Genomic DNA, 12,987 nt, shown 5'->3' on the forward strand with positions numbered 1-12,987 from the left:
TTCGCAAGAATTCAAGTAGTTGCGATTCCATGTTTCAACCAGAGGTTATTGGCACCGGAAAACCGGGTGCAATCTGCAATCCAGGCGACGGTTCATTTTCTTCCCGCCCGTGCGAAAAGTGATGCCCGCGCGCGCCTGCTCGGGTGGTGGCGATATCTGCCATCTAAATCTTTAGTCGGCGGGCTTTGGCGGAGGGGCCGGGATCATCTCATCCAGGATCGCCCCGGCCTCGTAGCCCAACAGATCAACCCGCATCCGCTCGGGATCTCCGAACGCCCAGGCACCGACATGCCGCTGCATGCGCACGTAACCCGCGTAGCCCGCCAAGGCGTCGTTCCCATGCGCATTCTCGGCAAACAGCACCTGCCCTGCGGCGACCTTTTCCGGCATCACACGCTGCAGGTACAACAGAACCACGTTGACATCTTTGACGCTGGAACCCCCATGATGCACGACATACATCTTCGCCCATTCGTCATCACTCATGGCCGCGCGCGCGTCGGACACGGCGGAATGGAGCGCGTTTAATTCCGCTCGGGCCGATTTCTCCATATTCTCCGCCCAAACAGGCCGCATATCGTTGATCGCCTGCGAGACCGCTTCACGCGTGATCCGATCCTTGTCGAGCGCATCCTGAGCAAAGCTCCGGGCTGTTTCGAGCATTTTGCGTTGGCTCGCGACGTCGTTCCCGGCAATAGCCAGCCCATCTATTACAGCAAGAAAGGTGTCTATTTCTTTGACTATACTGGCAAACTCATCCTTCCAGCGTTCATTGTCGGCATCTCCTTCAGGCCACGGGGTCACTGCGCCGATAATGCCCAGCAAGACATGCGACGTGGATTTCAAATGCTGATAAGCCGGCGCATCCCTTGGATAGGTCGCCTCTGCGTCTTTGGTCATGACCGTGACATCCCGTGCGATGATCATTACGGGTCGGGTTTCCGCCGTCAGCGCGTCCTGACCACGATGAAAGATCGACAGCATCGCGTGATCGAAAGCGTGCACCGGATCATCCTCGGCTTTCTGATCGGCAAGGGCACTAACGGAAAGAAAGGCTGCTGTACTAAAAATGGCTGCGGTCGAAAAACTGCGCCCTATCCTTGAGATGTGCATATTGAAAATCCCCCTGAGCTAGGTTCGTCTGCCTACCATACACCGTAGGCCCGCTCCGGGCGAAATCGTTAAGTAAATGGTGCGCACGCATGGGTGTGACCTTTGTTGCTCTGTAATCTCCGTTAAATCTGCCCGGGGGTGAAAGCGGGCTTTTGCTGACCGTCCACATGAGGTAGACGGGCGCGCAGACAGACACGCGGATACGGAATATGGCTCGAATTCTCATCACCTCGGCGATCCCCTACATCAACGGGATCAAGCACCTCGGCAACCTGATCGGCTCGCAATTGCCTGCCGACCTGTACGCACGTTACCAGCGTGGCCGGGGAAATGAGGTCATGTTCCTGTGCGCCACCGATGAACACGGCACCCCGGCAGAACTGGCGGCGGCGAAGGCAGACAAGCCGGTGGCCGAATACTGCGCCGAGATGTACGGCGTTCAGGCCGACATCGCCAAACGCTTTGGCCTCAGCTTCGATCATTTCGGGCGCTCGTCCAGCGAACAGAACAAAAGGCTGACCCAACATTTCGCGGGGAAATTGGATGAGGCGGGCCTGATCCGCGAAGTCACCGAAAAGCAGGTATACTCGAACGCCGATAACCGCTTTCTGCCGGACCGTTACATCGAGGGCACGTGCCCCAATTGCGGCTATGACCGCGCACGCGGCGACCAGTGCGAGAACTGCACCAAGCAGCTGGACCCGACCGACCTGATCGAGCCGCGCTCGGCCATTTCCGGCTCGACCGATCTGGAAGTACGCGAAACCAAGCATCTGTATCTGCGCCAGTCGGCGATGAAGGATCAGCTGGATGCGTGGATCGACGGCAAGACCGACTGGCCCATCCTGACCACGTCGATTGCAAAAAAGTGGCTGCATGACGGCGACGGGTTGCAGGACCGCGGCATCACCCGGGATCTGGATTGGGGCGTGCCGGTAAAAAAAGGCGATCAGGACTGGCCGGGAATGGAAGGCAAGGTCTTTTACGTCTGGTTCGACGCCCCCATCGAATACATCGCCTGCGCCAGTGAATGGGCCGAGGCGAATGGCAAATCCGATCTCGACTGGGAGCGCTGGTGGCGCACCGACAAAGGGGCCGACGACGTGCGCTATGTGCAGTTCATGGGCAAGGACAACGTGCCCTTCCATACGCTCAGTTTCCCGGCGACCATTCTGGGCTCGGGCGAGCCGTGGAAGATGGTCGACCATCTGAAATCCTTCAACTATCTGAACTATGACGGTGGCCAGTTCTCGACCAGCCAGGGGCGCGGCGTGTTCATGGATCAGGCGCTGGAGATCCTGCCCGCCGATTACTGGCGCTGGTGGCTGCTGAGCCACGCGCCGGAAAGCAGCGACAGCGAATTTACCTGGGAAAACTTCCAGCAATCGGTGAACAAGGACCTTGCGGACGTTCTGGGCAACTTCGTCAGCCGGATTACCAAGTTCTGCCGTTCGAAATTCGGCGAAGTGGTCCCCGAAGGCGGTGACTATGGCGAGCGTGAACAGGCGCTGATTGCTGAACTGACGCGCCGTGTCCGTGCCTATGAAGGTCACATGGAGGCGATGGAGGTCCGCAAATCCGCGCAGGAACTGCGCGCAATCTGGGTTGCGGGCAACGAATATCTGCAAGCCGCCGCGCCATGGTCGACCTTCAAGGAAGACCCTGATCGGGCAGCAGCACAGGTGCGTCTGGGGCTGAATCTGATCCGCCTATATGCCGTGCTGAGCGCACCCTTTATCCCGCACAGTGCCGCAAAGATGCTGTCAGCCATGAACACGCTGGATACCGGCTGGCCCGAAGATGTCGCGCAGGCGCTGACCGCCCTGCCCTCCTGGCATGAGTTTACCGTGCCGGAGGTTTTGTTCGCCAAGATCACGGACGAACAGCGTGAAGACTGGCAGACCCGTTTTGCCGGCACGCGGGATTGACCCATACGGAAGTTGATAAGCGGCGGGCGGCAATGCCCGCCCCTATTCGACGATCCAGTTCACAGTAATCCCTTCACCCTTTTTGTGGGTGAAACCGACCACATCACCGTTCAACGTCACTGTCTGACAATCATGTGGCAGCGCCACACCGTCGATGACGATCTCGCGGCAATAGTATTTGCCCTTCCACTCCCAGGTGCCGGTGATCACGCCGCCCTCGGGGCCCTTTCCGCGCACGGTTCCGTCATCCGCGATCAGCACCCAACTCTTGCCTTCGGCCAGTTTGCGGTCGGTGACCTTTTCGATGAAGTCCTTCTTGTGGGTGATTTCACTGGCCTGCGCGCCATTCGCGCCAAAGGCCAGCCCGACAGCACAGAACATTCCGATCCACAATTGCTGTGCCAAACGGTTCGATCCTGAATTCGCCATGCGCCCCTCCCGATATTAAGTGCACCGCCACAGGTCCAGGACAGCAACCTGCGCCAGATTGGATATGCAAGAGCCTGAATCAGAGCCCCGCCCACGTCAACATTCAAACGCTGGCCATCCCAAAAATCGCTCGGTCCCGATCCGCGGCGCGCGTTTTTCCCTGTGGGATCAAGGAACAGGCCGGATTACGAAGCTTGTTATCTCAGGTCAAACCGGTCATCCTGCTCCGAAGGTCGGCTGACTCGGCCCGGCAGACTTTCCTGCGCTTTAATTTTTGAAACGAACGAGGCTTTCCCTATGCCCCATGCTTTGCGTACTTCAGCGCCCCGCTCCGGCAGTCTGATCCGAACAGTCGCGATGCTCGCATGTCTGGCAACCGGAGCGCTGGCACAGGAAGGGACTGATGCCCCCGCGCCCAAAGTTTCCATCGCGGCGGCGTACAGCAAGGACATTGTCGATGAAGCGGTCTTTATCGGCCGCGGCGAGGCCATCGACAAGGTGGATATCATCGCCCGGGTAAACGGTTTTCTGCAGGAACAGGATGTGGAGGACGGCTCGACCGTCGAGGAAGGTCAGGTCCTGTTCAAGATCGAACCAGACCTGTACGAAGCCACGCTTCAGGCCCGCAAGGCCGATCTGGACCGGGCCGAGGCCAATCTGGAACTGACCAAGGTGGAACTGGCACGCAAGTCGGAGCTGCTGAAACGCGAGGCGGTGCCGGAATCCGAGGTTGATATCGCCAAGGCGAATGAACTGGTCGCCGAGGCCGAGGTGAAATCAGCACATGCAGCGATCCAGCAGGCCGAACTTGACCTCAGCTATACTCAGATCCTTGCACCCTTTCCGGGCCGGATCGGGCGTGTCTCAACAAGCGTCGGTGACGTGGTCGGCCCCGGCAACCCGCCACTTGTGACTGTGGTGCGCGAGGCACCTATCTATGTCAGTTTCTCGCTGACCGAAAAGCAACTGCTGGATGTGCTCGAACGGCTTGGGCAGACCAGCGGAACGCTTGCGGAAAGCCGTCAGAGCCCCGAGGTGCACGTCAATCTGCCGAACGGTTCGGAACTGGCTGAAACCGGCACAATCGTTTTTGTCGACAACCGGATCGATCCTCTTACCGGCGCGATCCTTGTGCGGGCGCAATTCGACAATTCATCCCGGCTGATCCTGGATGGAGCCTATTTGCAAGTGCGCATTCAGGCGCTTGAGCCGACCACCCGCGTCCTCATCCCACAGGCAGCCCTGCAACGGGATCAGCGCGGAGATTTCGTTCTGGTCGTCAATAACAAGCAGATGGTCGAACAGCGCTACATCACCACAGGAGATACGGTCGACAGCGCAATCATCGTGCTGGACGGGCTGCACGAAGGGGAAAGCGTGATTGTCGAAGGCCTGCAACGGGTTCGGCCCGGCGTGGCGGTGGACGCCATCGTGGCCTCCGAGACGGACGGGGAATAAATCATGTTCTCTGCCCTGTTCATCAGCCGGCCCAAGCTGGCGCTCGTCATTTCACTGGTCCTGACGATCATGGGTGGCATCGGGTATATGGTCCTGCCGGTCGCCCAGTTTCCCGACATCACCCCACCGGTCGTGAGCGTTTCGGCCAACTATACCGGAGCCAATGCCGAAACGGTCGAAAACGCGGTCGCCGCGCCGATCGAGGCGCAGGTCAACGGTGTGGATGACATGATCTACATGACCTCCACCTCGGCGGACAACGGATCCTATTCGTTAAACGTCACCTTTGAGGTTGGTACCGATCCCGACATTGCCTCGGTCAACGTACAGAACCGGGTGGCTCAGGCGATGGCGTCCCTGCCCGCCGAAGTGACCTCTTCGGGCGTCGTCACGCAGAAAGCATCGACCAACATGCTGATGGTGGTCACGCTGACCTCGCCCAACGAAACCTATGACAGCGTGTTTCTGTCGAACTATGCCTCGATCAATCTCAAGGATGCGTTGGCGCGGGTGCAGGGTGTCGGCAAGGCCGATGTTCTGACCAACTTCGAATATGCCATGCGGATGTGGATGAACCCCGACAAGATGGCCGCATTGTCCATCACTCCGGGTGATCTGATAAATGCCATTCGCGAACAGAATATCGAGGTGTCCGCCGGTTCCATCGGTGCGCCGCCCGCACCGGAAGGACAGACCTTTCAATACACGATCAAGAGCAAGGGACGGCTGAGCACGCCCGGGGAATTCGGAGATATCGTCGTCAGAACCGGCGACGCCGGCGCCATCGTGCGTGTCAAGGATGTCGCGCGTGTCGAACTGGGCGCAGAATTCTACAACGCTTCGGGTTTCTATCAGGGGCAGCCCGCGACGGTTCTGGGTATCTACCAGGCGCCGGGCGCGAATGCCCTGGCCGTATCGGAAAGAGTGACGGCGGAACTGGAACGGCTTTCACGCGTCTTCCCAGCGGATCTGGAATACGAGGTTCCGTTCAACACAACCGACTTCGTCGAACAGTCCCTAAAGGATGTGGTGTCGACCCTGATGATGACATTTGCGCTGGTGATCTCGGTCGTGTTCATCTTTCTCGGATCGGTCCGGGCGACAGTCATTCCGGCGGTCGCCATTCCGGTGTCGCTGATCGGCACGTTCGCGTTTCTGCTTCTGTTCGGAATGTCGCTCAACACGATTTCGCTTTTTGCGCTTGTACTGGCCATCGGCATTGTCGTGGATGACGCCATCGTCGTGGTCGAGAATGTGGAACGCATCATCGCTGAGGAAGGGCTGGACCCGCGCGAGGCCACCCGCAAAGCCATGGGCCAGATTACCGGGCCGGTGATTGCGACCACGCTGGTGCTTTTGGCGGTGTTTGTACCAGTGACGTTCATGCCCGGCATTACCGGGCGGCTGTACTCTCAGTTCGCCGTGACAATCTCGACCGCCGTGGTGATCTCATCGATCAACGCACTAACGCTGTCGCCTGCGCTCTGTGGATTGGTCCTGAAGGCGCGTTCCGGCCCGCCCACTGGGCTGTTGGCCAAGTTCGAGGGTTTCATTGGCGGGATGCGCAACGGATATACGGCCATCGTCCGGCGATTGCTGCGAATTCCGGTGATCGCTCTCGGAATCATTGCCGCCATCGCCCTGGGGACGGGGACGATCATGGGAAACACTTCCAAAGGGTTCATTCCGCTGGAAGATAACGGATACCTGTTCGTCGACGTCCAGTTGCCCGATGCCGCAACTCTGCAGCGGACCGAAACTGTCACGGATCGCTTGAACGAGCAGTTTCTGGAGATTGACGGTGTGGCCAATACGGTTCTGGTCAACGGTTTCTCGTTGCTCAACGGGCTGATCACCAATGGCGCGATGATTATCGTGAACCTCGACAACTGGGACGACCGGCAGGAGGACGACCTGAGCGCTAACGCGATCCTGATGAAGATCCTGGGCATAGCAAACCAGGAATCCGCCGCCTCGATCGTCGCCTTCAATCCACCGCCCATTCAGGGCCTTGGCATGTCGGCCGGGGTCGAGATGGAGGTACAGCAAACCGGTGGCGGCAGCGCTCAGGATCTGGCCTCGGCGGTCGGATCGTACGTCTATGCAGCCAATCAGAGGCCCGAGATCGCGCAATCCTATACGACGTTCCGGGCCAACGTGCCGCAGCTTTTCGTCGATCTGGATCGTGAAAAGGCCAAAACCTTGCAAGTCTCGGTCTCGGAGGTCTTCCAGACCATGCAGGCACAGCTTGGGTCGTATTATGTCAACGACTTCAATCTCTTTGGCCGCGTCTATCGCGTGATGATCCAGGCCGAAGGCAATTACCGCGACAAGGTCGAGGATATCTCGAACCTCTATGTGCGCTCCACACAGGGCGAAATGGTGCCATTGGGAACATTGGTAGATGTCGAGAACGTTCTGGGCCCGGTTCTGCTGAAACGGCATAACCTGTTCCGCTCGGCAACCGTCACCGCCGTGCCGGCGCCGGGATTGTCCTCGGGTGATGCCATTCAGGCTATGACAGAGGAATCAACGACCGCCCTGCCCTCGGGCTATGCGTTCGAATGGACCGGGACCGCACAACAGCAGTTGGCTTCGGGCAATCTGGTCGTAATCATTCTGGGGCTTGCGGTACTGTTCGGGTATCTGTTTCTGGTCGGTCAGTACGAAAGCTGGACGATGCCGGTATCCATCCTGCTTTCGGTCATCGTGGCGCTGTTCGGGGCGGTGGCGGCTGTCGCCATCGCCGGCAGTGACATCAACCTTTACACCCAGATCGGGATGATCATGCTGGTGGGGCTGGCCTCGAAAAACGGTATTCTGATCGTCGAATTCGCGATGGAGCAGCGGGCCAAGGGGCTGTCGATCCGCGAGGCCGCCGCAGAGGCCGCGCATCAGCGTTTCCGCGCAGTGATGATGACGGCGCTGTCGTTCCTTCTGGGTGTTGTTCCGCTGCTGGTCGCCAGCGGCGCCGGAGCTGCCAGCCAACAGGCCATCGGCATCGCCGTTTTTGGCGGCATGCTGGCCGCGACGCTTGTCGGTGTAATTCTGGTGCCGGTTCTCTATGCCGTGATGCAGGGCCTGCGCGAATGGGTCAAAGGAACGAAAGAGGCCAACTCAGGCGACGAGGCCGCGCCGCCTGCCGCCTGATCACTGAAACGGCGGCGCGGTTTCGACCAGCGCCGCCTTTCCGCTTCGCCCACACCGCTCTGCCAGAACCGACCTATCGGCTTCGCTCACGACGCCTCCCGCCGTTGCATCATCCACGCATCCAGCCTGGCAATCTGCTCTGCGCTCAGTCGTAAGCCCAGCTTGTTGCGTCGCCAAACGATGTCCTCGGCGCTGCGCGCGAATTCACGATCCATCAGCCAAAGAACTTCGCGTTCCGTCAGTGTCGCGCCAAAGTCCTGCCCCAGTTCATCTCGCGATTGCGCGTCTGCCAGTACCTCCCATGCTTCGGTCCCATAAGCCCTGACCAAGCGGCGGGCCCAGAATGCATCGAGATAGGCGAACTCGGCGGAAATACGTGCGACAAGGCTGTCGAAACCGTTCACAGCAAAATCTCCGCCCGGCAAGGCAACACCGGCAGTCCACGGGCCGGGAAGGTTTGGAAAATAGACGGAAATCTTTTCCAGTGCGCTTTCAGCCAGGCGCCTGTGGGTGGTGATCTTGCCGCCAAATACGTTCAGAAGCGGGGCACCGCCCGCGTCGTCGATCTTGAGCGTATAATCGCGCGTCGCCGCCGTCGCGCTGCTGGCCCCGTCATCGTGCAAAGGCCGAACTCCGGAATAGGTCCAGACGACATCCGCGCGCGTCACCGGCGTTTTGAAATACTTCGATGCGAAGGCACAGAGATAGTCCTGTTCGTCGTCGGAACAGGCTGGAATTTGCGACAGGTTCGCGTGATCCTGGTCGGTGGTTCCGATCAGAGTGAAATCCTGCTCATAGGGTATCGCAAAGATGATGCGCCCGTCTTCGCCCTGAAAGAAATAGCACTTGTCGTGATCGTAGAGTTTGCGAGTCACGATATGGCTGCCACGCACCAGCCGGACACCATCGCGGGATTGGGTATGGATGCGGTTCTGGATGATGTCCCCGACCCACGGCCCGCCCGCATTGACCAGCATCCGCGCCAGATAAGTACGCGTTTGGCCCGAGTCGCCATCCCGGACTGACACGCGCCACACATCACCGTCCCGCTCTGCCGCGATCACTTCGGTGCGGACGAGAATTTGCGCCCCGCGCGCCTCGGCATCGCGCGCGGTCAAAACGACAAGGCGCGCATCCTCGATCCAGCAATCGGAATATTCAAAGGCATGCAGGAACTTGTCCTGCAAGGGCAATCCTTCCGGGTTTTGCCTCAGATTCAGCCGCCGGGTTCCCGGCAGTATCCTGCGCCCGCCAAGATGGTCGTAAAGAAACAGGCCCAACCGGATCAGCCAGGCCGGGCGTCGCCCCCGCATCCAGGGCATGATGGTGTTGAGAACGCGCGATGTCGGGGTTTCGGCGTCAAAGCGCATGTCAGGGTGATACGGCAGAACGAAACGCATGGGCCAGCTGATATGAGGCATGGCCGAAAGAAGCGTTTCGCGTTCCTTCAGGGCCTCGCGCACCAGCCGGACCTCGAAGTATTCCAGATAGCGCAACCCACCGTGAAACAGTTTGGTCGACGCGGACGAGGTGGCGGAGGCCAGGTCATTCATTTCGGCAAGCACAACCGACATGCCCCGCCCGGATGCGTCGCGCGCAATGCCACATCCATTGATGCCGCCGCCAATGATGAACAGATCACAAATATCGGCCCGCTGGTCTGGCATGATGGAGAGTCCCCAAACTCGAATTCTACGCGCATCTATGCTCTTAATGTTCGGTTGGTCAACATTTGCTTTCTATTTTTTTCGTTTTTGTCTAATTGACTTTCGATCATCTTCGTACGAGAAAATCAAGGAATAGTAATCGGTGAGCAACCGGAACCGAAATCATCGCAATCGGAATTGGTCCTAAAGCCCGGCATGTCACTTTCCTTCAGACAATCGGATATTCTCGAAATTGCCCGCACCGAGGGGCGGGTGACGGTCGAGGACCTTGCCGAACGCTTTGGCGTGACGGTTCAAACCATACGGCGCGATCTTGGTGAGTTGTCAGAGGCCGGAAAAATCGACCGTGTGCATGGCGGAGCGGTTCTGCATTCGGGTGTATCCAATATAGGGTACGAAGACCGGCGCGACCTCAATGAAGATGCCAAACGCAGAATCGCCGAACGCTGCGCGCAGGATATTCCTGACGGAGCGTCGGTCTTTCTCAATATCGGCACCTCGACCGAGGCGGTGGCACGGGCGCTGCTGGCACACAAGAACCTGATGGTCGTCACCAACAACATGAATGTGGCCAACATTCTTGTTGCGAACCTCAATTGCCAGATCGTGGTGACCGGCGGGGTCCTGCGCCGTTCCGATGGCGGATTGATCGGAAACCTGACAGTGGCCACGATTGAGCAGTTCAAGTTCGACTATGCGGTTATTGGCTGCTCTGCGCTGGACGCAGACGGGGATTTGCTGGATTTCGATTTTCAGGAGGTCAAGGCCAGCCAGACCATACTCGCACAAGCACGAAAAAGCTTTCTGGTCGCGGACAATTCCAAATTCCAGCGCTCGGCACCCGCTCGGATTGCATCGATGAAGCGGATCGACAGGGTTTATACAGATCAGGCCCTGCCGCGCGCACTGTCGGAAAAATGCCGAGACTGGGGGACGCAAGTCGAAATCTGCAATAGTCCCGCACCCCAGGCGGGCCCTCCCCCATAGCCCGGGTCTAGGCCGGCGGCGTTTCTTTCTGCGGGTCCGGGAGTGGCGAAAAGATTATCCTGCGCCGGAAAGAGGCGACCACGCCCGTGCTGTGGCCACTTACGATGTCGAAATCGTGGGCATCCAGCCGGATTTCCGCTGTTTTGCTGGTATCAAGCTTGAACGGCATTCTGGTCTTTTTATCCTTCGGAACCTTCAATCCAATAGGCCGGCCGTCGACGGACAGGATGAATTGCAACCCGCCATACCGCGCGCCCACGTCGACTTCGAGTTCCACCTTCACCTCGGAAGTTCGGACCGGAATTTCCAAAACGATTGAATCGAGCGCAACCTGTCGACCGTCCACACGCATTCTCAGGTCGAATTTCTGCCGTGACAACCCATCCAAAAGCTTGGCCGCGTGCCGGATTAGATCGACATCACCACCCAGCAAATCGTCGCGGGTCAAATTGTGAAAATGGTCGCGCCGCACACCGTCCTCTTCAATGGGAAGGCCCTGATTTTTGCCAACTCTTGTACAGCGTCGGACCGCATAGTGCGGTTTGGGCTCGACCGGCGCCTTTCTGGGCGGCAGGTAATCCAGCGTTTCGCCGGGGGTTACCAAATCCACGCAATGGCGATGCGGCCACATGTTGGCGCCGCCGCCGCCGGTGCTGGGGTCGACACCGATCACGGGGCCGATTTCGTGATCCTGAAAGCTGGCCGCAAAAATGTCGCCGGAACTATAAGTGATGGCATTGGTGACCAACGCGATCGGACCATAATAAACCTGCCCGATGTCATTGGCGGCCCGGGGATCCGTCAGCGTCTCCTGTCCTGAGAACATGTTTCCGACATCGACGGCGGGCGACACTCTGTTGCGCCATTCCTTGAGAGGTTTTGCCTTGCTTTTGCTGGACCAAACGATCTGTTCGACAAGCGTCGTTGCCAAAAACTGAAATGGCAGCGGCGTTATCTCGCGCGGAGTCAGAAACTGCAGAATCCTTTCGGCGGCAACAACCTGACCGCCCGGATTGGAGCGCACGTCGATCAACAACCCGGTCTGGGGAATATTGAACAGGATCTTCAGAAAGCCATCGATGAATTTGCCGGGGTTGCAGTCGAAATGCACGATCCGGACAAAGCCGAACTTGAACCCTTTCGGACCATGATCAACCTTGATGTTGTACACGTCGAACACGCCGGGTGGCAGTCCTTCGATCTCGGCCGGCATCTTGATGATGTGCTCTTTCCTGTCGATCGCATTCGGCCTCTGGAACAGGGTGTTGCGTACCGTTGACTCGTACATCGAACGATGCTCCATCGACGGATCTGACGTGGAATTGTTCTGAAAATTCTTTTTCAACTCCCACATGGCCTGGACCGAAGCCACCCGGCCCTTGTCTTCGTTGTCCAGAATGACGCGCCAGGGAAAGCGGATTTCACGAATGATCTCTTCACCTTTGGAATCCCAATAGCGATAGGCGATCGTGACAAAGTATTCGCTGGGCGGAAGCGACCCGCCAAACCACCTGACCGTCATCAGGCGCAGCCCCAAAGCGAACTGCGCATAGATGTTTGACCCCTGCTCTTCCTCGCCAATACGCCGGATCGCTTCGTGGATCGGCATACCGTTCCAGCTCAGGATTTCGACGCCAGGCTTGAAATGCGGGTGCTTGAAATCCGCAAGCAGCCCCGACACGATCACCGTGCGCTCGGCATCCGGGTCGAAACTGTCTTCGCTGAGATCTTCGACTTCGCAGACTTTGCCATATACCGGCGCGTCGCTGGAAATGACATGCGCTTCCAGCAGAAACGGCAGGAAGGCCACCATGTTCGAATACGGGGGTGGCATCACATAGGCCGTGTGAATGTCGCGCAGCCCTTTGAATATCTTCATGATATGAAGGTGGAAATCATACCCGTCCAACTTGTCGCAGCGCCGTTTGAGCTGGCGCAAGGCGGTCACCGGATCCACGGCGTGCCTGGTCCGCTTCAGTTCGCGGTGAACGTAGAGTTCGCTGAGAACCAGAATGGACTGATCGATAATTTTGCGCCGGTCGCGCGTTGACAGAGGCTCGGTTTCCGGCATCGCCAGCGCTTCTCCGACCGAATAGGTCTTGCCAACGCTTTGCAATGCTTTGGCCAGTGCCGGGACTTCTACCTGCGAGACGCGATCTGTTGCGTCATCCGCATAAGGACTGCCGCGCAAAACCATGGGGTTCCGGAGCGGCGCACTACTGCGCTTGGACACTTTGATCTCCTGTATGTTGCGG

Annotated in this window: 8 protein-coding genes; 4 read left to right on the top strand and 4 right to left on the bottom strand. The window is 58.5% G+C overall.

Annotation, left to right across the window (positions count from 1 at the left end):
* Positions 1–171 precede the first annotated feature (171 nt).
* The gene (locus tag ACR0AO_RS07095; RefSeq protein WP_480601647.1) at positions 172–1,005 is read right to left on the bottom strand and encodes a hypothetical protein; all 834 of its coding nucleotides are present in this window, start codon (positions 1,003–1,005) and stop codon (positions 172–174) included.
* A gap of 317 nt (positions 1,006–1,322) precedes the next feature.
* Between ACR0AO_RS07095 and metG the strand changes: the two genes are divergently transcribed.
* Positions 1,323–3,041: a methionine--tRNA ligase gene (gene metG, locus ACR0AO_RS07100; RefSeq protein WP_480601649.1), complete on the top strand. Its 1,719-nt coding sequence runs from the start codon at positions 1,323–1,325 to the stop codon at positions 3,039–3,041.
* A gap of 42 nt (positions 3,042–3,083) precedes the next feature.
* Here the strand turns inward: metG and ACR0AO_RS07105 are convergent, their stop codons facing one another.
* A complete protein-coding gene (locus tag ACR0AO_RS07105; RefSeq protein WP_480601652.1) occupies positions 3,084–3,470 on the bottom strand; it encodes a hypothetical protein in 387 nt (128 codons plus the stop codon).
* A gap of 297 nt (positions 3,471–3,767) precedes the next feature.
* Here ACR0AO_RS07105 and ACR0AO_RS07110 point away from each other — a divergent pair, with 297 nt between their 5' ends.
* Both ACR0AO_RS07110 and ACR0AO_RS07115 read left to right on the top strand, forming a co-directional pair.
* Positions 3,768–4,928, top strand: a complete 1,161-nt coding sequence (locus ACR0AO_RS07110; RefSeq protein WP_480601655.1) for an efflux RND transporter periplasmic adaptor subunit — start codon at positions 3,768–3,770, stop codon at positions 4,926–4,928.
* A gap of 3 nt (positions 4,929–4,931) precedes the next feature.
* Positions 4,932–8,078: an efflux RND transporter permease subunit gene (locus ACR0AO_RS07115; protein WP_480601657.1), complete on the top strand. Its 3,147-nt coding sequence runs from the start codon at positions 4,932–4,934 to the stop codon at positions 8,076–8,078.
* An 86-nt stretch (positions 8,079–8,164) separates the two neighbouring features.
* Here the strand turns inward: ACR0AO_RS07115 and glpD are convergent, their stop codons facing one another.
* Positions 8,165–9,745: a glycerol-3-phosphate dehydrogenase gene (gene glpD / locus ACR0AO_RS07120; RefSeq protein WP_480601660.1), complete on the bottom strand. Its 1,581-nt coding sequence runs from the start codon at positions 9,743–9,745 to the stop codon at positions 8,165–8,167.
* A gap of 195 nt (positions 9,746–9,940) precedes the next feature.
* Here glpD and ACR0AO_RS07125 point away from each other — a divergent pair, with 195 nt between their 5' ends.
* Positions 9,941–10,732, top strand: a complete 792-nt coding sequence (locus tag ACR0AO_RS07125; RefSeq protein ID WP_480601662.1) for a DeoR/GlpR family DNA-binding transcription regulator — start codon at positions 9,941–9,943, stop codon at positions 10,730–10,732.
* Between the two features lie 7 nt (positions 10,733–10,739).
* Here ACR0AO_RS07125 and ACR0AO_RS07130 read toward each other — a convergent pair whose 3' ends face one another.
* Positions 10,740–12,965 carry a S41 family peptidase gene (locus tag ACR0AO_RS07130; protein ID WP_480601664.1) on the bottom strand — a complete coding sequence of 742 codons (2,226 nt, stop codon included), beginning with the start codon at positions 12,963–12,965 and terminating at the stop codon, positions 10,740–10,742.
* Positions 12,966–12,987 lie beyond the last annotated feature (22 nt).

It is taken from the genome of Ruegeria sp. AF8 (assembly GCF_056541825.1).